25 protein-coding genes are annotated in these 24,790 nt (G+C 57.4%); 18 read left to right on the forward strand and 7 right to left on the reverse strand.

The features are described 5' to 3' along the window. The first annotated feature begins 71 nt into the window (after positions 1–71). From DMP17_RS04595 to DMP17_RS04615, 5 genes are all read left to right on the forward strand, one after another. The gene (locus tag DMP17_RS04595; protein ID WP_337827883.1) at positions 72–692 is read left to right on the forward strand and encodes a hypothetical protein; all 621 of its coding nucleotides are present in this window, start codon (positions 72–74) and stop codon (positions 690–692) included. 135 nt (positions 693–827) lie between these two features. Next, positions 828–1,412, forward strand: a complete 585-nt coding sequence (locus DMP17_RS04600) for a phage holin family protein (protein ID WP_337827884.1) — start codon at positions 828–830, stop codon at positions 1,410–1,412. After that, a complete protein-coding gene (locus tag DMP17_RS04605; protein WP_337827885.1) occupies positions 1,405–1,770 on the forward strand; it encodes a hypothetical protein in 366 nt (121 codons plus the stop codon). Before DMP17_RS04600 ends, DMP17_RS04605 begins: the two co-directional genes overlap by 8 nt. A 50-nt stretch (positions 1,771–1,820) precedes the next feature. After that, positions 1,821–2,252: a hypothetical protein gene (locus DMP17_RS04610; protein WP_337827886.1), complete on the forward strand. Its 432-nt coding sequence runs from the start codon at positions 1,821–1,823 to the stop codon at positions 2,250–2,252. Positions 2,253–2,718: 466 nt separating this feature from the next. Then, entirely contained in the window at positions 2,719–2,949 is a 231-nt protein-coding gene (locus DMP17_RS04615) for a DUF4170 domain-containing protein (RefSeq protein ID WP_337827887.1), read from the forward strand. A 66-nt stretch (positions 2,950–3,015) separates the two neighbouring features. Here the strand turns inward: DMP17_RS04615 and DMP17_RS04620 are convergent, their stop codons facing one another. The 5 genes from DMP17_RS04620 to carA all read right to left on the reverse strand — a co-directional run bounded on the left by DMP17_RS04620 (position 3,016) and on the right by carA (position 9,101). Further along, on the reverse strand, positions 3,016–3,675 hold the full coding sequence (locus tag DMP17_RS04620) for a rhomboid family intramembrane serine protease (protein ID WP_337827888.1): 660 nt from the start codon (positions 3,673–3,675) through the stop codon (positions 3,016–3,018). Between the two features lie 5 nt (positions 3,676–3,680). Beyond that, the gene (greA, locus tag DMP17_RS04625) at positions 3,681–4,157 is read right to left on the reverse strand and encodes a transcription elongation factor GreA (RefSeq protein ID WP_337827889.1); all 477 of its coding nucleotides are present in this window, start codon (positions 4,155–4,157) and stop codon (positions 3,681–3,683) included. Positions 4,158–4,255: 98 nt separating this feature from the next. Then, positions 4,256–7,591, reverse strand: a complete 3,336-nt coding sequence (gene carB, locus DMP17_RS04630; RefSeq protein ID WP_337827890.1) for a carbamoyl-phosphate synthase large subunit — start codon at positions 7,589–7,591, stop codon at positions 4,256–4,258. Between the two features lie 38 nt (positions 7,592–7,629). Next, on the reverse strand, positions 7,630–7,848 hold the full coding sequence (locus DMP17_RS04635) for a DUF4177 domain-containing protein (RefSeq protein ID WP_337827891.1): 219 nt from the start codon (positions 7,846–7,848) through the stop codon (positions 7,630–7,632). Further along, positions 7,845–9,101, reverse strand: coding sequence for a glutamine-hydrolyzing carbamoyl-phosphate synthase small subunit (carA, locus tag DMP17_RS04640; RefSeq protein WP_337827892.1), 1,257 nt, complete (start codon positions 9,099–9,101; stop codon positions 7,845–7,847). The genes DMP17_RS04635 and carA overlap by 4 nt, the downstream gene beginning before the upstream one ends. A 145-nt stretch (positions 9,102–9,246) precedes the next feature. On the opposite strand from carA, the gene DMP17_RS04645 reads away from it, so the two are divergent. The 11 genes from DMP17_RS04645 (at position 9,247) to ygiD (ending at position 21,264) form a co-directional block, all read left to right on the forward strand. Further along, positions 9,247–9,699, forward strand: coding sequence for a GatB/YqeY domain-containing protein (locus DMP17_RS04645; RefSeq protein WP_337827893.1), 453 nt, complete (start codon positions 9,247–9,249; stop codon positions 9,697–9,699). 206 nt (positions 9,700–9,905) lie between these two features. Further along, on the forward strand, positions 9,906–10,310 hold the full coding sequence (locus DMP17_RS04650; protein WP_337827894.1) for an endonuclease domain-containing protein: 405 nt from the start codon (positions 9,906–9,908) through the stop codon (positions 10,308–10,310). Next, positions 10,307–12,202 carry a DNA primase gene (gene dnaG / locus DMP17_RS04655; RefSeq protein WP_337827895.1) on the forward strand — a complete coding sequence of 632 codons (1,896 nt, stop codon included), beginning with the start codon at positions 10,307–10,309 and terminating at the stop codon, positions 12,200–12,202. The genes DMP17_RS04650 and dnaG overlap by 4 nt, the downstream gene beginning before the upstream one ends. A 14-nt stretch (positions 12,203–12,216) precedes the next feature. Beyond that, positions 12,217–14,298: an RNA polymerase sigma factor RpoD gene (gene rpoD, locus DMP17_RS04660; protein WP_443217822.1), complete on the forward strand. Its 2,082-nt coding sequence runs from the start codon at positions 12,217–12,219 to the stop codon at positions 14,296–14,298. A 1,222-nt stretch (positions 14,299–15,520) separates the two neighbouring features. After that, on the forward strand, positions 15,521–16,189 hold the full coding sequence (locus DMP17_RS04665) for a DUF6975 family protein (protein WP_337827896.1): 669 nt from the start codon (positions 15,521–15,523) through the stop codon (positions 16,187–16,189). Between the two features lie 123 nt (positions 16,190–16,312). Then, complete coding sequence (locus DMP17_RS04670) at positions 16,313–17,155, forward strand: AAA family ATPase (protein ID WP_337827897.1); 843 nt, start codon at positions 16,313–16,315, stop codon at positions 17,153–17,155. Between the two features lie 5 nt (positions 17,156–17,160). Continuing rightward, a complete protein-coding gene (locus DMP17_RS04675; protein WP_337827898.1) occupies positions 17,161–17,805 on the forward strand; it encodes a hypothetical protein in 645 nt (214 codons plus the stop codon). Positions 17,806–17,825: 20 nt separating this feature from the next. After that, a complete protein-coding gene (locus DMP17_RS04680) occupies positions 17,826–18,533 on the forward strand; it encodes a glutathione binding-like protein (RefSeq protein ID WP_337827899.1) in 708 nt (235 codons plus the stop codon). A gap of 12 nt (positions 18,534–18,545) precedes the next feature. Further along, complete coding sequence (locus DMP17_RS04685) at positions 18,546–19,724, forward strand: vWA domain-containing protein (protein ID WP_337827900.1); 1,179 nt, start codon at positions 18,546–18,548, stop codon at positions 19,722–19,724. A gap of 188 nt (positions 19,725–19,912) precedes the next feature. Continuing rightward, the gene (locus DMP17_RS04690; RefSeq protein ID WP_337827901.1) at positions 19,913–20,287 is read left to right on the forward strand and encodes a hypothetical protein; all 375 of its coding nucleotides are present in this window, start codon (positions 19,913–19,915) and stop codon (positions 20,285–20,287) included. 164 nt (positions 20,288–20,451) lie between these two features. Next, entirely contained in the window at positions 20,452–21,264 is an 813-nt protein-coding gene (gene ygiD, locus DMP17_RS04695) for a 4,5-DOPA dioxygenase extradiol (protein ID WP_337827902.1), read from the forward strand. Positions 21,265–21,268: 4 nt separating this feature from the next. On the opposite strand, the gene DMP17_RS04700 is transcribed toward ygiD, so the two are convergent. Both DMP17_RS04700 and DMP17_RS04705 read right to left on the reverse strand, forming a co-directional pair. Next, a complete protein-coding gene (locus DMP17_RS04700; RefSeq protein ID WP_337827903.1) occupies positions 21,269–22,477 on the reverse strand; it encodes an exo-beta-N-acetylmuramidase NamZ family protein in 1,209 nt (402 codons plus the stop codon). Further along, positions 22,474–23,055, reverse strand: coding sequence for a DOMON-like domain-containing protein (locus DMP17_RS04705; RefSeq protein ID WP_337827904.1), 582 nt, complete (start codon positions 23,053–23,055; stop codon positions 22,474–22,476). Before DMP17_RS04705 ends, DMP17_RS04700 begins: the two co-directional genes overlap by 4 nt. 41 nt (positions 23,056–23,096) lie before the next feature. On the opposite strand from DMP17_RS04705, the gene tyrS reads away from it, so the two are divergent. After that, positions 23,097–24,323, forward strand: coding sequence for a tyrosine--tRNA ligase (gene tyrS, locus DMP17_RS04710; protein ID WP_337827905.1), 1,227 nt, complete (start codon positions 23,097–23,099; stop codon positions 24,321–24,323). Positions 24,324–24,396: 73 nt separating this feature from the next. Then, positions 24,397–24,789, forward strand: a complete 393-nt coding sequence (locus DMP17_RS04715; RefSeq protein WP_337827906.1) for a PilZ domain-containing protein — start codon at positions 24,397–24,399, stop codon at positions 24,787–24,789. Position 24,790: the final 1 nt, after the last annotated feature.

Here is a 24,790-nt window from a genome sequence, read left to right on the forward strand (position 1 = left end):
CGCAAGCGGCAACGCTCCTTTTGTGACGCTCTTGTCGATGTTCCCGCCTTATTTAGAAAAGGGGTAAGTTCATGGCTGTAGAACCAACAAAAACGACCAAGGCTGCGCCCAAAAAGCCCGCAGCCAAATCGGCTACGCAAAAGGCGCCTGCCAAAAAGCCTACCGCCAAGACCGCGGCAAGCAAGGCCGTCGCCAGCAGCAAGGCCGCGCCGAAAAAGCCTGCGGCCAAAAAGCCCGCAACTAAAAAGGCGGCTCCCAAAAACACCACCACCAACACTGCGAAGGGTTTCAAAATGTCACTTTCGGATATGACCACCGACGCCAAGGCCAAAGCCAGCCAGTGGAAGGACGAAGCCAGCAAATATACCGATCAGGCTTCGGTCCGCGCCAAGGAACTTGCCACGGAAGGCAAGACCAAAACCGCAGGCGCAATGGGCAGCCTTGCCCAGATGATCGAAGATGCAGCGCCGCAGGTCGATGAAAAACTCGGCACCCAATATGGCGATTTCGCACGTTCGGCGGCCAAAACCGTATCGGGCATGGCCTCGACACTTGACCAGCAGGATGTCGACCAACTCGTCAACAACACGCGCGATTTCGTCAAGAAAAGTCCGGCAGTTGCGATTGGCGCAGCAGCCGTTGTGGGCTTTGTCCTTGCACGCATGTTCAAGTCGTCTAATGATGACGCCTAAGCAAATGCAGGGCGCGGGCTGACCGCACCCCGCATTTTGAACAGCTTATTTTGAACAGCGTGTCCTTGGACCGCAATGTTCCGGCCACACCGGCCATCATGATAGCCGGCAACAGGCTTTGAACAGGCGATAGGGATGAATTACGGGACGGGAACCGATACGGAATTTGATGATGTGCGGCACGGCTATGCGCCTCCGCGCCAACAGAACCGTGTGGTTCCCCCCCATCATAACGAAACCCGCGCCGAAGATGTTGCGTTCGGCTTTGCCGATGCGCCTTACCAGCAATCGGGCGAAGCGCCGAATGATGCGGACGAAGCGGCTTTGGACGCGATGCACGAGGCCCCGCTTGAACCGGCGGACCCCACCGATCCCGCGACCATCGTCGAAGATATCAGCAATAATATCGAAAGCCTGATTGATACAGGCCGCGCGGCTTATGAAGCCGAAATTGCATTGTTGAAAGCGCGCGCCGATGTGATCGCGTCTGCCGCCAAAAAAGCCGCCGTTTTTGTGTCGATCAGTGCCGCCGCGGGGCTAGTCACCTTGCTCGCCATCGGCTTTGGCGCGATCTTCATTCTCGCCGATTTCCTCACCCACACACAAGCCGTCGCCATAGTCGTGAGCGCGCTTGCGCTTCTCACCGGCATTACCGCCTGGTTCGGCAAGCGCCAGTTTGACCGTATCACCGGCGCGATCTGGGAGCGTATTGATGGGTAATCGCCGCGCCGACCACGCCTTTGAGATCGCCAAGCAGGAAGCGCAGATTGCGCGCGCCAATTTCCGCCAGCAACTGGCCGAAACGACCAACCGCGTGCGCCCTGCGCGGCTCAAGCAGGACGCGACCGACGCGGTCAACCATTATGTCGAAGATGCCAAAGATGTTACGATTGCCACGGTAAAAGAGCATCCTGTCGTCTTTGGTGCATCCTTTTTGGGGACATTGGCGTTCTGGTACCGCATGCCTTTGTCGCGCGAAATTGAACAGCGCAGCCCCGATGCGCTCGACCGCCTCGGCGCGATGCTGGAAAAGATGCGCGATTGGGTTGCCCCGGATGATTGGACGCCAAAGGCATAAGGGTCGCACCAAATGAAAACGGGTGGATTAAACGCTTACCCGATAAAAATATGATCAAGAGGAAGAATGTCATGGCCAATAAAGTAACCGAAAATTTTGACCGTTTGCGCGAACGTGCTGCCGACGCGCTCGACACGGCATCGTCCAGCGCGCGCGAAACCGCCGAAGCCGCCCGCGCCCGCGTCGCCACGACCTATGGCAATGCGCGCGACACCTCCGAACGCCTGATTGAACAGGGCCGTGAAAAAGCGGGCGAAGCCTATGTTGTGGGCAAGGAAAAGGCCGAAGAAGCCTATCGCGTCGGCAAGGACAAGGCGACCCATGCTTATGGCGTCACCAAGGTCGAAGCCGGTAAGCTTGCCGACAAAACCGTCGAACAGATAAACGACAAGCCGCTGGCGGCTGTTGTCGGCGCATTTGCAGTCGGCGCTATCGCCGCTTTCCTGATCCCCAAAGGAAACCGCCGCGACCGCGATGCGTAAGGCGCCGTAAAAAGCCGCCGATAGCGCTGGCTTATAGTGAAATAGAAAGGAGCGGTTTGCCTGATGGTAAGCCGCTCTTTTTTTTCGTGGCCGGTGCGTCATTTGCTTTACGCAGTGTCTGACAACGAGAAGCTTGTGGCGCGATTGGGAGGTTTGAAGGTTCACGCGGAGGCGCGGAGGCGCGAAGCTTTATAAATATGGGTTGAGACAAAAATTATCCGCCTTCGGCACTTTAACCTCCTTGCCTCTGCGCCTCTGCGTAAACCCCATTCCCAATCTCCGCGCCTCCGCGCCTCCGCGAGAACCAAATTCAACCAACCTACCCTGTCGCGACACAGGAACAGGAGCATTACCCTACCCCGCTGAAGGCTTTGCCGTTGCGGTTTGCGGGCTTTGATGCTAGCGGCCTCTCCAACATCAGGAGAGCGATGGTCCGCTCCCTTTTCTTCTTATTGCGAGCGAGTTTATGAGCAAATTGCATCTTGTTTTCGGTGGGCGCGTCAAAGATCCGCAGGGCCTTGAATTTACCGACCTCAACAATATCGACGTGGTCGGCATTTATCCCGATATGGCTTCGGCTGAAAAAGCCTGGCGCGGGGCTGCGCAGCGCACCGTCGATGATGCCGAAATGAAATATGTGGTGGTCCACCTCCACCGCTTGCTCGAACCCCATCTCCCCGAAGGCGGCGCGGCCTAAGCGCAATGCCATCCGCCCCTTCCGCTTGCGGGAGGGGGTGGGTGTGAAAATATATGAGGGTGGCGGTTAACGCGCCCGATAGCGATGCTTGAGCAAGGGCCGCGCGAGCAGAAGCCCGATCACGAAACCGCCAATATGCGCCCAGATCGCAATGCTGCTCCCGCCCATATCCCCGCCCGATGCCAGCGCAATAAGCAGTTGTAGGCCGATCCACGCGGCGGCGAGCCACAATATCCGCACCCAATAGCTTGATAACGGCCCGACCGCAGATACTTGCTGCTGGTTGAACATCGCGGCATAGGCCCCGACTATCGCGGAAATGGCCCCGCTTGCGCCGATCATCGGAATGGTGCCAGCCGGATCGGCGATCCATTGCGCGGCGGCGGCGGCATAAATGCCAAGGCCATAAAGGAGCAGCCATAAACGGCTCCCCAGCGCCGCCTCTACCTGCCGCCCGCAATAGACGAGCATGATAAGGTTGAACGCAAGATGCAGGAAACCGCTGTGCAAAAAGGCCGAGCTAAGCGGCGTCAGCCACGCGGGCACGGCTTGTGTAATACCGCTTGCACTATCCAAAGCGGCCGGAACGAACCCGCTTTCACTCGCTGCTACATTCAGCCCCGGCCACACCATCGCGCCGAGCGAGATGGCAATCGTCAAAACCGCAACGCCGTGGGTTGCCGGAAACTGGCCCCACGCGCGTTTCAGTGCGGGATTGGACTGCATGAAGGTCAGATAAATTCGATGTTCGACACAAGGTAGAATTTGTCGCCTGACGGAACGGTGACTTCCACCTCGTCATCGACCTTGCGCCCGATGAGCGCGCGGCCGAGCGGCGAGTTATACGAGATTTTACCCTCTTTCGCATCCGCTTCGGCCTGACCGACAATCTGGTAACGCACCGGCTTGTCATCTTCGTCGAGCAAAGTGACGGTCGCACCGAACACGATTTTGTCGCCCGAAAGCGCCGCCGGATCAATGATCTGCGCACGGCTCAGCTTGTCTTCAAGGTCGGCAATCGACGCTTCAACCTGTCCCTGCCGTTCCTTGGCCGCATGATATTCCGCATTTTCGGACAAGTCCCCGTGCGCGCGCGCTTCTTCGATCGCGTCGATGATTTCGGGGCGCTCGGCCTTCAAATTTTTGAGTTGCTCCTGAAGCTTTTCAAAACCCTCTTGCAACATCGGCATTTTTTCGACGGATGCCATGCCATTATCCCTTTTCAAATCAATATTTTGGGGTGCCCCGATCATCGCCATGATGACGCGGAGCTGCCCTATCGCGAGCTGTCCTGAATGTGGGGGAGCTAGCCGTGCGAAGTTGAATAATAAGACTGAAGCGAACGAACTTCAAGTATTTGCCCTCTTGTCGCTTCAATCGCGTGCGCTGCGGCAACGGCGGCAGGCGCGGTCGTGAATATCGCAACCTTTGCCGAAAGGGCCGCCTGACGGATGGATTGCGAATCCTTCAAGGATTGCCAGCCTTCGGTTGTGTTGAAAATCATCTGCACCCCGCCATCAATGATGCGGTCGACGATATGCGGACGGCCTTGCGCAACCTTATTGACGGTTTCGACCTTCAGCCCGCACGATGCGAGATAGGCCGCCGTCCCTGTGGTCGCGATAATATCCCAGCCCAATTCCTGCAATTTCTGCGCAGCGGGGAGGATATGCGCCTTGTCGCCATCCTTCACGGAGATGAACACCGTGCCATTGTCGGGAAGCGGCGCCCCTGCCCCCAATTGCGACTTGGCAAAGGCGGTGGGGAAATCATCGTCAATGCCCATCACTTCACCGGTCGATTTCATTTCCGGCGACAGCACGGGGTCAACGCCGGGGAAGCGCGCGAACGGAAAGACGGCTTCCTTGACCGCGATATAGTCGATGTCGCGGTTGATGCTGGGCAAGTTGGCCAGCTTTTCGCCTGCCATCACGCGGCTGGCAATCTTGGCGACGGGCGAGCCGACCGCTTTTGCCACGAACGGCACGGTGCGCGAGGCGCGCGGGTTGACCTCGATGAGGTACACCTGCCCGTCCTTGACCGCAAACTGCACGTTCATCAGGCCGCGCACATTAAGCCCACGCGCGAGCAATTCGGTTTGCCGCTCGATTTCAGCGATAATCTCGGCAGGCAGGCTATAGGGCGGGATCGAGCAGGCACTATCGCCCGAATGGACGCCCGCTTCCTCGATGTGCTGGAGGACGCCCGCGACCACCACCTGATCGCCGTCGCACAAAGCATCGACGTCAACCTCGATAGCATCGCGCAGATATTGGTCGATGAGCACCGGACTGTCGCCCGACACTTGCACTGCGGTCTGGATATAATCTTCCAGTTGCGCTTCGCCATCGACAATTTCCATCGCGCGGCCGCCCAGCACATAAGAGGGGCGCATCAGCACCGGATAGCCGATGCGGTTGGCCGCCGCGATAGCTTCCTCGCGGCTCCTTGCAATGCCGTTTTTGGGCTGGAGAAGCCCGAGTTTGTTAACCAGCGCCGCGAAGCGTTCGCGATCCTCCGCCAAATCAATCGCGTCGGGCGAGGTGCCGAGGATCGGGATGCCCGCATCCTCCAAGGCTTGCGCAAGCTTGAGCGGGGTCTGCCCGCCAAATTGCACAATCACACCCACCAACGTCCCCGACTGCTGCTCGACAGCCAAAATTTCGAGAACATCTTCAGCGGTCAGCGGCTCGAAATAGAGGCGGTCGGAGGTGTCATAATCGGTCGACACCGTTTCCGGGTTGCAGTTGACCATGATGGTTTCAAACCCTGCATCGCTCAGCGCGAAACAGGCATGGCAGCAGCAATAGTCAAACTCGATCCCCTGCCCGATGCGGTTAGGACCGCCGCCTAAAATCACGATTTTCTTGCGGTCGGACGGCTGCGCTTCATCTTCAGCCACACCGAAGCTCGGCGCTTCATAGGTCGAATACATATAAGGCGTTTTGGCTTCAAATTCCGCCGCACAAGTATCAATGCGCTTGAACACCGGACGCACGCCGAGTTTGTGGCGCAGCGCGCGGACTTCATCTTCGGTGACGCCGCCGGTCATCGCCTTGATCGCTTCATGGATAAGGCCTGAGCCGCGTGCATGGACGCGCTCGGTGCCGGGGCGCAGATTTGCGCTTTCCAAGGCCATCCATGCCAAACGGCGGTCGGAAAAGCCCATTGCTTTCAAGCGGCGCATCCCGTCCGCATCCTGCGGCAAGCCATTGGCGCGCACTTCATTTTCCGCCGCTACGATTTCGGCGATGCGGTCGAGGAACCACATATCATAATGGGTGACCGCGTGGATTTCCGCATTGGTAAAGCCCTCGCGCATCGCTTGGGCGACATAGAGCAAGCGGTCGGGCGTTGCCTTGGAGAGCGCGGCGTAAATATCATCCTTGGGCGCGCCTTTAAGGTGCGGAACATCATTGAACCCGGCAAGCCCCGTTTCAAGGCCGCGCAACGCTTTCTGCATCGATTCATGAATGTTGCGGCCAATCGCCATCACCTCGCCGACCGATTTCATCGCGGTCGACAGGACCGGCTCCGATCCTTTGAATTTTTCAAAGGCAAAGCGCGGAATTTTGGTGACGACATAGTCAATTGTCGGCTCGAACGATGCCGGCGTCGCGCCGGTAATATCGTTGGTAATCTCATCAAGCGTATAGCCGACCGCCAGCTTCGCCGCCACCTTGGCAATCGGGAAACCCGTTGCTTTGGAGGCCAATGCCGAGGAACGCGACACGCGCGGGTTCATCTCGATCACAACCAAGCGGCCATTTTTGGGGTTCACCGCAAATTGCACGTTCGACCCGCCAGTCTCCACGCCAATTTCGCGCAGCACCGCAATCGAGGCGTTACGCATAATCTGATATTCTTTGTCGGTCAGCGTGAGCGCGGGCGCAACAGTGATGCTGTCCCCCGTATGCACGCCCATCGGATCGACATTTTCAATCGAACAGATGATGATGCAGTTATCCGCACGGTCGCGGACCACCTCCATCTCATATTCTTTCCAGCCCAACAGCGATTCTTCGATCAGCACTTCGGTAGTGGGCGATGCGTCGAGGCCCTTACGAACAATATCGAGAAATTCTTCGCGATTATAGGCAACGCCGCCGCCCGTGCCGCCCAGTGTGAAGGACGGACGGATAATCGCGGGGAGGCCGACTTTTTCAAGGCCTTCCAAGGCTTCCGCTTCGCTATGCGCAATCGCCGAGCGCGCGCTTTCAAGGCCGATCTTGTCCATCGCCACCTTGAACTTTTGGCGGTCCTCCGCCTTGTCGATGGCTTCGGCATCCGCGCCGATCATTTCGACGCCATATTTTTCCAGCGTGCCATCCTGCGCGAGCGCGAGCGCGGTATTGAGCGCGGTCTGCCCGCCCATCGTCGGCAGCACCGCATCCGGCCGCTCTTTTTCAATAATGCGCGCAACGATTTCCGGCGTGATCGGCTCGACATAGGTCGCGTCCGCCAGCTCCGGGTCAGTCATGATCGTCGCCGGGTTGGAATTCACCAGAACGATGCGATAGCCCTCTTGCCTAAGCGCCTTCACCGCCTGCGTCCCCGAATAGTCAAATTCGCACGCCTGCCCGATCACAATGGGCCCTGCACCGATGACGAGGATGGATTTTATGTCAGTTCTTTTAGGCATTATTGTCTCTTATGTTCCGTCTTGTCATCGTGGGTTGGTCAGGCTGCTGCCACGACCCGCTTGAAAATATAGGAAACCGCAGTGGTCTCGCCATGCACGGGGCCGAGCGTTACCAGTTCCCATCCTTGCGCGCCGAAATGATTGAAGACCTGCTCGGTAGAAAAGCCTTCCAGTTCCGGACGGCCCCATTCACCGTCGCCGCCCCAAATGCTCCCCTTGAAGGTCACAACCAGATATTCGAAGGAGGAGTTGCTCATTTGAGCATCCCCACAAATTTTTCGAACAGATAGAAGCTATCCTGTGGCCCCGGCGAGGCTTCGGGGTGATATTGCACGCTGAATGCCCGCTTGTCGGTGAGTTCGATGCCGCAATTGCTGCCGTCGAACAGGCTGATATGGGTCGCGCGGGCATTGGCGGGAAGGCTTGCGGTTTCAACAGCAAAGCCGTGGTTCATCGAGGTAATCTCGACAAGTCCATCCTCCAGCCGTTTGACCGGATGGTTTGCGCCGCGATGGCCTTGATGCATCTTGCTCGTGGTCGCACCCACCGCAAGGCCGAGCAATTGGTGGCCAAGGCAAATGCCGAAAATCGGAATATCCTTGTCGAGCAGCGTGCGGATGACCGGCACCGCATAATCGCCGGTCGCCGCCGGATCACCCGGGCCGTTCGACAGGAACACGCCATCGGGGTTGAGCGCAAGGATGGCTTCTGCAGAAGTTTCTGCCGGAACCACGGTCACATGTGCGCCCGCTTTTACGAGGTTGCGGAAGATATTATGCTTCGCGCCATAATCGATCGCGACGACGTGGGGCAAATCTCCCCTCCCGCTTGCGGGAGGGGTTGGGGGAGGGCTTGTTTCGTTAGAACGCATGGCTGTGGAAGAGGCTGACAGGCCCTCCCCTAGCCCCTCCCATAAATGGGAGGGGGACACATAGCCTTCACCCAACACCCACGGGCCACCGGTCCACTCGCTGTCGCCTTGTTGTGTCACGACCTTGGCAAGATCCATGCCTTCCAAGCCCGGCCAGTTGCGCGCCATCGCGATGAGCTCGTCCATATCGAACTGCCCCGCTGCATTATAAGCAATCACCGCATTGGGCGCGCCAACCATGCGGATGCGACGTGTCAGTGCGCGCGTATCGACACCCGAAATGCCGATGCGGCCATTGGCCTTCATCCATTCGTCAAACGGCTGGACATTACGGAAATTACTGGGCGCGGTCACATCTTCGCGCACCACCGCGCCAAGCGCATGGGCGGCATCGGCTTCCACATCTTCCAAATTGGTGCCGACATTGCCGATATGCGGGAAGGTGAAGGTGATAATCTGCCCTTCATAGCTGGGATCGGTCATCACTTCCTGATAGCCGGTCATCGCGGTGTTGAAACAAACCTCGCCTACCGCAGCCCCTTCGGCTCCGAATCCCCGGCCCCAAATGGCGGTGCCATCGGCGAGCAATAGCAAGCCGGTCGCTCCAGCGGGCACAGTAAGGGTAGTGGCATCGACCATGGGGAGGCTCCGTTTACGTCAGATTTCTGCGGGTTAAACGGCCGGACAGTTATGCCGCAAAAAATTATTGCACAATCTATCAAATTACAAATGTTACAGCTAAAGGTGCTTTTTTCCGAATAGTTCCATGACAAGAGGTGCGCGCATGATTCGCGACGACATTAAAGCTGCCCAGATTAGCGCCATGAAAGCGGGCGAAAAGGACCGTTTGGCGGCCGTCCGCCTGATCCTTGCCAAGATAAAAGACCGCGACATCGAACTGCGCACGGCGACGACGCAGCCCGACGATGACGCGCTGGTCGTCGAAGTGCTGCAGAAAATGGTGAAGCAGCGCCGCGAGTCGATCACCATGTTCGAACAAGGCGGTCGCGACGAACTGGCCGCACAGGAAAAAGCCGAACTCGCGGTCATCGAGACGTTCCTGCCCGCACAAATGGATGATGCGGCGACGACGGCAGCGATTGAAGCGATCAAGGCGGAGATTGGTGCAAGCTCGGTCAAGGATATGGGCCGCGTGATGGCGGTCCTTAAAGAACGCCACGGTAGCGAGCTTGATATGAGCAAGGCGAGCGCGCTGGTTAAGGCGGCTTTGGGGTGAGAGGCCGCGCCGCGTTCGTTGATTGACAGGCTCTCCGTTTATTCACAGGCCCTCCCCTAACCCCTCCCATGAATGGGAGGGGAATGGCGCGGCGTAAAAAGTCTCCCCTCCCGCTTGCGGGAGGGGTCGGGGGAGGGCATGTTGCCTCACCACTACAACAACCGCATCCATGCCGCGCACAAGCGAAAATCGACAGGGAAACATCGTTGGACAAAGCCTATCAGCGACCAACCGCCCGCGCACGCGACTTGCGACTGAACGCGACCCTGGCAGAGCAGAAATTATGGGCGCAGCTCAGCGCGCGTAAAATTGCGGGCGTTCGCTTTAACCGCCAAGTCCCCATAGGCCCGTTTATTTGCGACTTCGTTGCGCGTTCGTTGAAACTGGTTATCGAAGTCGATGGCGGGCAACATGATGTTGCGCGTGCCAAGGATGAAAGGCGCACCGCTTATCTGGCTGCGCAAGGCTATCGGGTGATCCGTTTCTGGAATAATGATGTGTTGGAGCGGTTGGACGGTGGTGTTTTGGAGATTGAGCGTGTGATCGCTGCATATCCGGTGGTGACAGGCCCTCCCCTAACCCCTCCCGCTTGCGGGAGGGGAATTAAATGACCCTCACCCCGCAATGGTTGGACGAACTGCGTGCGCGCACCACTTTGTCGACCCTCATCGGCAAGACGGTCAAGATCACGCGTGCGGGGCGCGAGTTTAAGGCCTGTTGCCCGTTCCATAATGAAAAGACGCCCAGCTTCACGATCAATGATGAAAAGGGTTTCTATCACTGCTTTGGCTGCGGCGCGCATGGCGATGCGATCCGGTGGATGACCGAGCAGCGCGGGCTGTCTTTTATGGACGCGATCAAGGAATTGGCCGCAACCGCAGGCATGGATGTCCCCGCCCCCGATCCGCGCGCGGCCAAAAAGGCGGAGCGCAATTCGACCTTGCTCGACGTCATGGCGTCGGCGCAAAGCTGGTTTGTCGAGCAACTACACGGGTTAGACGGGCGGCAGGCGGCGGCCTATCTTGACCGGCGCGGGTTAAACCCGGCCACCGTCAAAAATTTCGGCCTCGGCTTTGCGCCGGACGCGCGTGGGCGGTTGAAAGGCGCACTGGAGGACAAGCATCCGCTCGGCCAACTGGTCGAAACGGGGATGCTCATCAAGGTTGACGACAAAGAGCCTTATGACCGCTTCCGCGGGCGCATGATGATCCCGATCAAGGATGCACGCGGGCGGGTGATTGCCTTTGGCGGGCGGATTTTGGGCGATGGCGAGCCGAAATATCTCAATTCCCCCGACACGCCTTTGTTCGACAAAGGGCGCACGCTCTATAATCTCGACCGCGCCTCGCCAGCCTCGCGCAAGAGCGACCGGATTATCGTGGTCGAAGGCTATATGGACGTGATCGCGCTCGCACAGGCTGGGATAGAGGATGCGGTCGCGCCATTAGGCACCGCGCTTACCGAACAGCAGATCGAAATGCTGTGGCGCATGGTGCCGACGCCGATCCTCTGTTTCGATGGCGATGCAGCGGGGCAGAAAGCGGCGATGCGCGCGGCAATGCGGGCGCTTCCCCTGCTCCGCCCCGGCCATAGCGTGCGCTTTGTCCACCTTCCGGCCGGGCAAGACCCCGACGATATTGTCTCACGCCAAGGTGCGGGCGCGTTCGAAGCCTTGCTCGATAGCGCCGAGCCGTTGGTTGATCGGTTGTGGAACGACGCGCTCACCGCCTCGCCGCTGAACACGCCCGAAGAGCGCGCCGCCTTGAAACAACGCCTTGCCGACATTGTTGCGACCATCGCTGACAAGGACATCGCCGCCCATTACAGCGCCGCCTATCGCGAGCGTTATGACGAACTATTCTTCGCCGGACGCAGCAAAACAGGGCCGCAATCGCAAAACCGCGCCTGGACTCCGCGCGCCCCCCAAATACGCGGCAAGCGCGGCTGGCAGCCTGACCCGCGTTTTCTTCCCCCCTCAGACGATGCGCGGCGCGTGGGCGGGCATGGGCTTGCGACACCGATTATGGAAGCGCTGATTGGCGGATTACTGCGCTATCCCGCCAAATTGTCCGAACATGGAGAACAGCTTACCGGACTAGCTGTCGCCGATTCGGAGCTGGCGCGCCTGCTCGGCGAAATGCTTGACGCGACAATTATGAAAGAAAGGCTTGATACTGCGGGCCTCCTTACCATATTAGGGCCGTCAGTGGTGTATAATAAGGCATTGACGCTGCTCAGGGCCGACCGAATGCCATTTTCCTTTACGCGCAATCTTGATGGACTGGATGATGCCAGCCACTTGGCCGCGCGGGCGCAATCGGATCTTGATGAAGCTATCGACATGGCCCTTGCCTGGCCGGAAATGGATGAAGCGCTGGAAGCGGCAACGCGCCGCATGGCCAGCCGGATGGACGACGAAAGCTTTGCCGAACAGCAACGGCTTTTGAAAATGAAAACGGAACTAACCCGCCGCCTCAGCGATTTGATGCAGGCGGGCGAGTAAGTTTTGAAGCGTGTGTGAATTTTGACGGCCTGCGGCTTCCTTTAAAGGAAATAGCCGGTCGAACGAAGGTGAACAAGAAACTTATGGCGGACGGTAACGAGAAGAATGGCGGCGATGCACCGCTGCTTGACCTCAATGAAGCATCGGTAAAAAAGCTCATCGCCAAGGCGAAGAAGCGCGGCTACATCACTTATGACGAGCTGAACGAGGCGCTGCCGCAGGACCAAATGTCTTCGGAGCAGATTGAAGACATCATGTCGGCCATCTCCGAAATGGGCGTCAATATCGTCGAAAGCGACGAAGATGCGCAGGAAGAAGCCGACGAGCAGGCGCCGGTCGATGATGATATCGACACCTCTTCGATGGGCGCTGCCCCCAATGTCGCGGAAAAGAAAAAGGAAACGGTTGATCGCACCGACGATCCCGTCCGTATGTATTTGCGCGAAATGGGCGCGGTCGAATTATTGAGCCGCGAAGGCGAAATCGCGATTGCCAAGCGCATCGAAGCGGGCCGCGACACGATGATTTTGGGGCTGTGCGAAAGCCCGATCACCTTCCATGCGATCATCGACTGGTCGAACGCGCTCAACAATGGTGAAATGCAGCTCCGCGAAATTCTCGATCTCGACGCGATGCTGTCCAAAGACCCCGCGCCCGAAAGCCTCAATGAAGATGGCGAAGAGGATGATGGCGAAATTTCCGAAAAGACCGCCGGCCCTTCCTATAAGGAAGAGGAGGATGTCGAGGAAGAACAGTCCGCCGACGATGATGAAGATGATATGACCGAACGCCGCACCCCGCGGCAATCGGACGATGATGACGAAGATAATACGCTCAGCCTTGCGGCAATGGAAGAATTGCTCAAGCCCGGTGCGTTGGAAAAATTCGCCAATATCACTTCGCTTTTCAAGAAATTTTCCAAGCTCCAACTGTCGCGTCTTGAAGCGATGAGCGGGGGCTATGAATTTTCCGCGTCCGACGAAAAGAAATACCAGAAACTGCGCGAAGATTTGACCGCAGAGGTTGAAAGCGTCCAGTTCCACGGCGCGAAAATCGAATATCTGGTCGACCAGCTTTACAGCTATAACCGCCGCCTGACCGCGCTGGGTGGCCAGATGCTGCGCTTGGCCGAGCGCCACAAAGTGTCGCGCAAGTCGTTCCTCGACGAATATGTCAATCATGAGCTGGACGATGGCTGGCTGGAGCGCGTCGCGACCATCGACAAGAAATGGGCCGCTTTTGCGACCAATGAAGGCGCGGCGGTCGAACGCATCCGCACCGAAGTCAGCGAAATTGCGCAAGCCACCGGCATGGGCCTTGGCGAGTTCCGCCGTATCGTCAACATGGTGCAAAAAGGCGAACGTGAAGCGCGTATTGCCAAGAAGGAAATGGTCGAAGCCAATCTGCGCCTCGTCATCTCCATTGCTAAAAAATATACGAACCGCGGCCTTCAATTCCTTGATTTAATTCAGGAAGGCAATATCGGCCTGATGAAAGCGGTCGATAAGTTCGAATATCGGCGCGGCTATAAGTTCAGCACTTATGCGACCTGGTGGATTCGTCAGGCGATTACCCGCTCGATCGCGGATCAGGCGCGCACCATCCGTATTCCGGTGCATATGATCGAAACGATCAACAAGCTTGTCCGCACCAGCCGCCAGTTCCTCCACGAACAGGGCCGCGAGCCGACCCCGGAAGAAATGGCCGAACGCCTCTCCATGCCGCTCGAAAAAGTGCGCAAGGTGATGAAAATTGCCAAGGAGCCGATTTCCCTCGAAACGCCGATTGGCGACGAGGAGGATTCGCATCTCGGCGATTTCATCGAGGATAAAAATGCGATCATCCCCGTGGATGCCGCGATTCAGGCGAACCTTAAGGAAACCGTTACCCGCGTGTTGGCGTCGCTGACACCGCGTGAAGAGCGCGTGCTGCGTATGCGCTTCGGCATCGGCATGAACACCGACCACACGCTGGAAGAAGTCGGCCAACAGTTCAGCGTGACCCGCGAACGTATCCGCCAGATTGAAGCCAAGGCGCTCCGCAAGCTCAAACATCCGAGCCGCAGCCGCAAAATGCGGTCGTTCCTCGACCAATAAGCTTCGCAATAAACAGTTAGAAACGCCCTTCTCGCACCATCGGGAGGGGCGTTTTTTTTATACCCTTTACGCGTTGCGGAGAGAGGGGCCATTGCTGCTGCGGACGGAGCGTTTTTTTTGCACAGGCAGGGAGGCGTGGGGCGGCCTGCTTTAACGGTTCACGCGGAGGCGCGAAGGCGCGGAGATTGGCCGATTTTAGGTTCATGCGGAGGTGCCAAGAATTGGGCGGTCCGTTTAGGGGTCACGCATAGGGATGGCTGAAAACTGAAACGGGAGTCGGGAAGATTTCACGCAGAGGAGGAGAGGTGGAGAGAGCGCAGAGGTTTCCGGTTGGGAGGCTGCGAGGGCTTTGCGGGATTGGTGAGGTTTTTGAAGTTTTGCGGTTTGCAGAAACTGCGTCTCTGTAAAGTTTGCGAGATTTATGAATTTGGGAGTGCGCTTGCGGCCCTACCGGCAGCGTTGAAACGGATTTATAGGAATTTATGAGAACTTATCGGACTTCATGAAGATATAATCGCTATTATAGTGATGAAAAAATGGCATTTTTTCAAACACCGTTCGCCCTGAGTAGCCTCCGCAAGGAGGCGTATCGAAGGGCCAGTTATGCAACCAAACGATATTTCCAAGCTCACCCCGCCGGAACGGCAACCGTAAAACTACCCTATCCAGAAATCTCCGACCCCTCCAAATCCCGCAACCCCTCTGCGCCTCCCCTTCCTCTGCGCCTCTGCGTGCCCCCTCTTTACTCTCGACTTCTAGCTCTCTCCGCGCCTCCGCGCGAACCCCAAAAAACCTCGCCACCGCCTCCGCCCATCAATCAATACCCCTGTCCTACACGCCCCCCATAAGAAACAGTCAACCGCTCCGAGTCGCTCCGTTAAAGCAGCGTAAAAACACGCCCCACCATCCGCGCGCAGCATAATTAGGCGACCCGTTTAGGCATTTGTAAAATCAACATAGTGTGGTCCCGGCCATTGCGAAGAAGGTCGGACTTTGCGAATCTAAGAGGCTATTTTTGGCAGAAATACAGGCTTTTCTTGCATGGGCTTGGCAAGCACAATATATTGTGTGTTCGGGCTTGGTCCCTCGCCGTGCGGCTCATAAAAAATCCGCTAAAATCAACGGCAATGTAAACGGGCTGTTTACGCCTTGTAACTATAGCGGATGCCTCACCGGATCAGGCGCGCAAAAGCGTGCGACAAAGAGGTTTTGACTAAAGACCATGCAGCAGCAACAGCATCTCGACGCCAAGCCCGGCATGGCCGATATATTGGACCTTCTGGTCGCGCAGGATGGCACCGGCTCGCATGATTATGTCGTGTCCGGCGCGTTGCTCGCCCCGCCGCACGGGGGCCGTAACCTTGCCGATGCGGTCCATTATCTCGGTGTGCTTCATGGCCGTTATCCGGGCGTCGTCGATCATGCCGCGACCAAGACCGCCGATGGCGCAGCGCGCGGCTGGATGCTCACCGCTGCCGATGCCTTTGCGGGCGAGCGCGCCTATCTCGCACGCCTTGCGGTCGCCATCGGCCCGGTTCCCGGCACGCCGGGGCAGGTCCAGTGCGAGGCCGCCGTGGCAGCGCAGCGCCATGCGCTCGATATGCTCGCCCAATCCGACCGCAAAGGCTGCGCCATTGGCGCGGCAATTGCGCTCTGCCTTGATTGGCTCACCGTGCGCGCCGTACTGGATATGGCCGCCGAGCGCGTCAATCTGGTGCCGCCGGCCTGCACCTTGCCCGATGTGCGCCGCACCGCGGCCCTTGCCAACGCGCTTTCCGGAACAGCCGGGGCCGAACGCGCGATGCATTTCGGGGCCGAACAGATTTTGACCCAGCATCGCGGGCTGTGGGATTTGCTCCGCAGCCGCGCCGAAGCCCGTGGCGATAGTTGAACCCAATCATCGGCTGCCGTAACGGCACCCCGAAAAGCGCGCGTTGCGGCGCTTGCCAGCAGCATTTTGCTACCCTATCGCAGGTCCGGACACGCGTTTTTCTGGCATAGGGATAAGTGAAATATGCGCTTTGAAGGCACCAAAGATTATGTCGCCACCGACGACCTCAAGGTCGCGGTCAATGCGGCGGTAACGCTGCGCCGTCCGCTGCTCATCAAGGGCGAGCCCGGCACCGGCAAGACGGTCCTCGCGCATGAAATCGCCAAAGCGACCGGCGCGCCGCTGATCGAATGGAATATCAAATCCACCACCAAAGCGCATCAGGGCCTCTATGAATATGACGCGGTTGCGCGCCTGCGCGATGGCCAGTTGGGCGACGAGCGGGTGCATGACATCCGCAACTATATCCGCAAGGGCAAGCTTTGGGAGGCGTTCACCTCGCCGACCTTGCCGGTGCTGCTCATCGACGAAATCGACAAGGCTGACATCGAATTTCCGAACGATCTGTTGCAGGAACTCGATCGCATGGAATTTTTCGTTTACGAAACCGGCGAGACGGTCAAAGCCGCCGAACGCCCGATTGTCGTCATCACCTCGAACAATGAAAAAGAATTGCCCGACGCCTTCCTGCGCCGTTGCTTCTTCCACTATATCAAATTCCCCGACCGGGTGACGATGCAGGAAATCATCGACGTCCACTTCCCCGGCATCCAGAAAATCCTCGTCTCCAAGGCGCTCGAAATTTTCTATAATGTGCGCGAAGTGCCGGGTTTGAAGAAGAAACCCTCGACCAGCGAATTGCTCGATTGGCTGAAACTGTTGTTGCATGAAGATATGCCACTCGACGTGCTGCAAAACCAGGACCCGACCAAGGCGATCCCGCCGCTCCACGGCGCGTTGCTCAAAAACGAACAGGATATCATGCTGTTCGAACGGCTCGCCTTCATGGCGCGGCGGCAGGGTTAAGGCGAATGAATGAAGCCAAAATTTCTATCTTCAAGTGTATTAGGAGAGAATTTGCCAAGCAACCGTTGACGTTGATCTTTCAATTCCTCACGTTGATAATTGCAATCCCTCCTCTTGCTGTCTTTTTTGGCTGGATATCAGTTCCTCAATTGCCCAACGTTAACGTGATGGCAGACGATGTTTCGGCTGTCGCGCTCGCCCTAGCATTGATGCTTCTCCTTTCATCGATTGCTGCTTTAATTGCCAAGCAAGTCTATCTAATGTCATCCGTAGGCGGATTTTGTATTTCAATCCTACTTTCTATATTCGTTGTTGCTGTCACCATGCTTCCGGTACGACACTTACTTATGCTGTCGGCTACCAATTCGAATGGGAGGCTAGCCAGTCCAATGATCGATTTGATTTATTGGGGAATTGTTATAATATTTTTTGGCATTAATGCGGAGACTATCGCAAAAGACTGGGCGCGAAGCACAATAGAAGGTGATAGCAGCGAAGGTGAAGCAATAAATGATGGCTCAAAGGGAGCTTTCTTAATCGGAATTTTATTATTGGGTTCGCTTTTTTGGGGGTACGCGCTATCATCTGGTCAGCAAAAATTGGTTCAGTTAATTGTGACGCCGAATATTTCAAACTTTGAGCGACACTAAATATGCCTATCCCCTTACCTATGAATAAAATCAACCTTCACCCCATTACCAAGCGTTGGCCGCCCGCGCATCCCGACCGGCTCCAGCTTTATTCGCTGAACACGCCCAATGGCGTCAAAGTGTCGATCATGCTCGAAGAAACGGGCCTCCCTTATGAGGCGCATTTTGTCGACATTTCCGACGATGAAACATGGACGCCGGAATTTCTCTCGCTCAACCCCAATGGCAAGATACCCGCAATCCTCGATCCCAATGGCCCGGACGGCAAGCCGCTCGGCTTATGGGAGTCGGGCGCGATTTTGATATATTTGGCGGATAAGACCGGCCAATTTTTACCCGCCGACCCCGCCAAACGCTTTGAAACTATCCAATGGGTAATGTTCCAGATGGCCGCCATCGGCCCGATGTTCGGGCAGGTCGGCTTTTTCCACAAATTTGCGGGCAAGGATTATGAGGATAAGCGCCCGCGCGATCGTTATGTTGCCGAAGCAAGACGCTTGCTGGGCGTTCTCGATACGCGGCTTAATGGACGCACATGGATTATGGGCGACGAGTATAGCATCGCCGATATTGCGACCTTGGGCTGGGTGCGCAACCTCATCACCTTTTACGAAGCGCGCGATTTGGTCGGATTCGATGGCTTCCCCCATGTCGCCGCATGGTTAGAGCGCGGCCTCGCCCGTCCCGCCGTCCAGCGCGGGCTGGCCATTCCCTCACGAGCGGACTGAGGAAGCGCGCCTATGTTCTTCAACTTCATCGACGAATTGCGCGCTGCCGGGATACAGGCGAGCCTTAAGGAGCATCTGATCCTTTTGGAGGCGCTCGACGCCGATGTCATCACGCGCAGTCCGGAAGAATTTTACTATCTCGCGCGTGCGACTTTTGTGAAAGATGAAGGGCTTCTCGACCGGTTCGATCAGGTGTTCGCCAAAGTCTTTAAAGGCATCGAAACCAGCTATGGCACCGAAGCGCAGGACATTCCTGAAGACTGGCTTAAAGCGGTTGCCGAAAAATTCCTGACGCCGGAGGAGATGGAAGAAATCAAATCGCTCGGCAGTTGGGACGAGATTATGGAGACGCTCAAAAAGCGGCTCGAAGAACAGCATGGGCGGCATCAGGGCGGCAATAAATGGATCGGCACCGGCGGCACCTCGCCTTATGGCAATTCGGGCTATAATCCTGAGGGCGTGCGCATCGGCGGCGAAAGCACGCATAAGCGCGCGATTAAAGTGTGGGACAAACGCGAGTTTAAAAATCTCGACCACACGCGCGAACTAGGCACGCGCAACATCAAGGTGGCGCTACGACGTCTGCGCCGTTTCGCTCGCGAAGGGGCTGCGGACGAGCTGGATATTGACGCCACGGTTGCGGGCACCACGCGGCAGGGCTGGCTCGACATACAGATGCGCCCCGAACGGCATAATGCGGTCAAATTGCTGCTCTTCCTTGACGTTGGCGGATCAATGGACCCGTTCATCAAACTATGCGAGGAACTGTTTTCCGCGGCGACCAGCGAGTTTAAAAACCTTGAATTTTTCTACTTCCACAATTGCCTTTATGAAGGCGTGTGGAAAGATAATCGCCGCCGCTTTTCCGAACGCATCCCGACCTGGGATATTCTTCACAAATATGGCCATGATTATAAGGTCATCTTTGTCGGCGATGCGGCGATGAGCCCTTATGAAATCAGCCATCCGGGCGGATCGGTCGAGCATTTCAACGAAGAAGCGGGCGCGGTGTGGCTCCAGCGCGTGACCAATACCTACCCCGCGACCGTGTGGCTCAATCCCTCGCCCGAACAGCATTGGGCCTATGCGCAATCGGTCCAGCTCATCAAGCAACTCATGAACGGGCGGATGTATAGCCTCAGCCTCGAAGGGCTGGACGATGCGATGCGCGAATTGAGCCGCAAGCAATAGCTTTCATTTCCCTGCGCGCGCGGTTCATGCGCGCGCAAATATTTCGCCCATTTGCCAAGCTTTTGCGACAGGTTGCGACAATTTTTGACAGTTTTCTGCGTCTGTTGGCACAGGCTCGGCACAGCCCGCCCCTAATTCTGATCCTGTTCCAAGAGGGAATGGTCCAGTGGAACCGGAAGGATTAGAAGATGAAAAAGAATATTCTCGCGGCTGTCGCTGTTATCGCTGCAATCGCCACCCCGATGGCGGCACAGGCCGCTCCCTATAGCAATAGCAACCGTCTGGAATCGCAGATCCAGAATGATATTAACCGCGGCCTGCGTCAGGGTAAGATCAGCAATTCGGAAGCCCGCAACTTCCGTTCGCAGCTTAACCAGATCGACCGTCTGGAAAACCAGTATCAGCGGTCCGACCGCCGTTACACCCAGCGCGAGCGCGCCGATATTAATCGCCGCCTGTCCTCGCTGAACGTCAAGGTTCAGAAGGAATTGCGCGATAATGGCCGCTGGGACCGCAACGACCGTCATGATCGCAACGACCGTAACCATTGGAACCGCCGCTAAGCTTTGCCTAAGCCAATGTGCTGATGGTCCACCGCCCCGCCAAGGCCCCAAGCTTTGGCGGGGCGGACTATTTTAAGAAACCGCCGTTTAAGCCCTACAATTTAAGGGCAGTAACGCGCAGGATACTATCTTGCACCGGTCTCAGCGCTCCCCATTTAGGCGCGATGACGCAGAAATCTCCGCCCTTCCCCCTCCTGTTCCTCGGCCACGGATCGCCGATGAATGTCATTACCGACAATGTCTGGCGGCAAAATTGGCAGAAGCTGGGCGTGCTCCTCCCCCGCCCGCGCGCGATTTTGTGCATCTCTGCGCATTGGGAGAGCGAAGGGACGTGGGTGAATGGCGGCGAGCCGCCCGAAACCATCCATGATTTTTACGGATTTCCCCAAGCCTTGTTCGATGTCGAATATCGCACCCCCGCCGATCCGGAGCTTGCCGCGCAGATTGCGGCTTTATTCCCGCAAGGCGTGGTGCGCGAGGATGTGGCGCGCGGGCTTGATCATGGGGCATGGAGCGTCCTCCAGCCCATGTATCCGGATGCCGATATTCCGGTCCTCCAGCTCAGTCTGGATATGGACTTAAGCGGCGCACAGCATCTCGCGCTCGGCGAGAGGCTGCGCCCGTTACGCGAACAGGGCGTCCTCATTATCGGCAGCGGCGATGTGGTGCATAATTTGCGGCTCTACCGGCAAACGATGGGGACCAAGCCCGACTGGGCGGTCACATTCCAGCAGGAGGTCGACCAGATGATCGCCGACCGCGACTATGCCCCGCTCGCCGATTTCCGTGCGCTTGGCGCGGCGGCAGACGCTGCGATCAACAGCAGCGAACATTATCTACCCTTGCTCTATACGCTCGGTGCTACGCGCGAGGATGACCAATTGTTGCGGTTCAACAATGATGTGGACGGCAGCCTGTCGATGACCAGCTATTTATTCGCGCCCGACATCGCGCCCTACCAATCGCTCGCTTCCTGACAGGTCAATAGAGGCGATAGGGCGTGGTCAATGCGACCCAAGCCTGCTCGTCCGGCACGGTGATCGCATCAAGGTCGGCGGCTGTGCTGTCCGGGTTATCCACCCATTCGCGCAGCAAGGGCGAGCCGTTGATGACGTCTATCGCAAGCTTGTCGAACTCATATTCATAGGGAAAATCGCGCCACAAATCATAGTCGGGATAGAGGCGGCGGATGGCCTTGAACCCCAAGGCCTGCACGCGCCAAGGCTTGAATGCCTGATGGTCATAAGCCGGGCCTTCGGCATGGACGAACACACCTGCGCAAAGCTGGCCCTCATGTTTATGGAAGGTCGGCTGAAAATAGATGTCGCGTAAAGTGCAGCCGGTAAGCCATTCAGGTGCAAAACGTTTCATTTCCGCAATCACCGCCTTGGCGTCAATATCGGGCGCGCCGAACAGTTCGAGCGGGCGCGTGGTGCCGCGCCCTTCGGAAAGGGTTGCGCCTTCGACCATTACGGTCCCCGCATAATCGCGCGCCATATTGACGTTGGCGGCATTGGGGCTTGGATTGATCCACACACGCTCGGTCGGCCAGCCGAACCCCGGCGCAGCGTCCGGCGCATAGCCTTGCATCGCTACCACCTGATAATCCACATCAAGTCCATAATGGTCGATAAACCAGCGCCCGATTTCGCCCAAAGTGAGACCGTGGCGCATCGGCATCGGTCCTGCGCCAACAAAGCTTTCCCATCTTTCGCGTAAGGTGAGGCCCTCGACCGGACGACCCGCCGGATTGGGGCGGTCCAGCACCCACACCGCCTTGCCATGTTCGGCGGCTGCTTCCAGCACATAGAGCAACGTTGTGATATAGGTGTAAATACGGCATCCAAGGTCTTGAATATCCACCAGCATTACATCGAATGTGCCCATCGACTGCGATGTCGGGCGGCGCACTTCGCCATAGAGGCTGAACACCGGCATCCCGTATGTGGGATCGGTGAAATCTGGCGATTCCATCATATTATCCTGAAGGTCGCCGCGCACCCCATGTTGCGGGCCGAACACCGCCGAGACGTTCAGTCCGCTCGCGACCAGCGCATCCAAACTATGCGTCAAATCCGCCGTGACCGATGCGGGATGGGCCAAAAGCGCCACGCGCTTGCCTTCTAAGGGCGCGCGAAGGGCGGGGTCTGCGATCAACCGGTCAATGCCGAACAGGATGCTATCATTCATGCTGCGAGCGGTGCCCCGACTTCAAACAGAAAGCAAGCGGGGTCGTGAAAATCAGGCGCGCCATCGCCATGTTTTAACGCCCAATAGCTTTTATGCCCGCCTGTTTCCTCGATAACCGCGGTAAGGTTGAACTGCCAAGGCGCGGCGAGCGCAGGCGCAGCGACCTCGACCTCCAGCGCGAGCCAGTCATGGCCTGTATCAATCCATATTTGGGGACGCTCCACCAACAGCAAATCCTTGCCCCCCTTGCGGTAAGCGGCAAAGTCATAGGCCGCCCAAGCGGTTGACGGCGAAAAATTATATTCCTGATAGGCAGGACCATTGCCCGTGCGGCGGAAGGCTTCAAAACAACTATGTTTCCATAAGCCATCGGTGCGCTCCGGCGAAACATTGTCCGGCCACACCACCCGCGCCATATCGCCGGTCGCGATGTAGCGCAGGTGCAAGCGGCGCTCGGCTACCGCCCAGATTTGCACCTCGATTTCACTGACCGCGCTCGGAGGACCATCGGGATGCGGCACCAGCGACAGGGTTTGGACAGGGTCGCAATAACCATCCTCAAAAGCTTCCATCTTCACCCTTCCTTCCCTCCGGCAGCGGTGCTAAGCGCCCTCACGCTATGACACATTATAAATCCGAACTTCTGACCCTGCTTTCGAGCCGTGGCTATATCCACCAGATGACCGATGCGCAAAGTCTTGATGACCTTGCCGCCAAACAGATTGTGCCGGGCTATATCGGATTTGATCCCACCGCATCCTCGCTCCATGTCGGGAGCCTTGTCCAGATCATGTTGCTGCGCCGCTTGCAACAGGCAGGCCATAAACCCATCGTCCTGATGGGCGGCGGCACCGGCAAGATTGGTGATCCCAGCTTCAAGGATGAAGCGCGCAAGCTTATCGACGATGAAACCATCGCGGCCAATGTTGCGGGCATCAAAAAGGTGTTTGAAAAATTCCTGACCTTTGGCGACGGGCCGACCGATGCGCTGATGGTCAATAATGCCGATTGGCTCAACGGTATCGAATATATCCCGTTCCTGCGCGATGTGGGTCGCCATTTTTCGGTCAACCGGATGCTGAGCTTTGACTCGGTCAAGCTGCGTCTCGACCGCGAACAATCGCTCTCTTTCCTCGAATTCAACTATATGATCCTGCAAGCCTATGATTTTGCGCATATGGCCAAAGGCATGGGCGTGCGCCTGCAAATGGGCGGGTCGGACCAGTGGGGCAATATTGTGAATGGCGTGGAATTAGCGCGCCGCATGGACGGCAATGAAGTCTATGGCGTCACCACCCCGCTCATCACCACTGCCGATGGCGGCAAGATGGGTAAGACCATGAACGGCGCGGTGTGGCTCAATGAAGAAGCGCTCCCCTCTTATGATTATTGGCAATTTTGGCGCAACACGCAGGATGCCGATGTCGGGCGCTTCCTGCGCCTGTTCACCGATGTGCCGCTGGACGAGATTGAGCGGCTCGAAGCCCTGCAAGGCTCGGACATTAACGAGGCGAAGAAAATCCTTGCCGATGCCGCGACCACCATGTGCCGGGGCGAAGAGGCCGCACAAGCCGCGCGCGACACCGCGCAGCAAGTGTTTGAACAAGGCGCGACTGGCGGCGATTTGCCGAGCGTCGCGGCGGGCGCGGAAGGGCTGACAATTATTGCGGCGCTCACCGGCCTTGGCTTTGTCGCCTCGAACAAGGAAGCGCGGCGTAAGTTGGAAGAAGGCGCGGTCAAGGTGGATGGCGATGTGGTGCGCGACCCGCAGTACCAGATTGTGCCGTCGACGGATGCGGTCAAGGTCAGTCTCGGCTCCAAAAAGCACGGCCTTATCACGCTGTAAAGCCTTGTAAATCCAGCAGAAATGAAGGCGGATTTAACCATCCGTCTTCATTGATTTTTAAGGGGTTGGGCGCATGATGCAGGTTAATTTTTTAAAGAAATTGGCCGGGAGTCTATCGCCCATGCTACGCCGTATTGATCCCAAACGCGCCGGCTATATGCTGCCCAACCGCCGGGTTGCGCAGCGCGCCGATTGTTATGCGCGCTTGCCCGCCACCATGCCGGACATGATCCAGCATATCGTCACGCTCACCAATATTTCGCCTGATGGTGCGCAATTCAACACGCCGGTGCCGGTGGAAACCGGCGATCTGGTGTCGATCAAATTCCCGATTATCGGGCGCACCGATGCGTTTGTCATCTGGGTGGCCGGGCTTCAGGTGGGCGTGCAATTCGACCTGTCGATCCGCCCGCAAGATTATCTGCCGGTGCTAAAGGCCATCGGCGCGACACCCCAAGACCAGTAAA

Source organism: Pseudonocardia sp. TMWB2A (genome assembly GCF_017312135.1).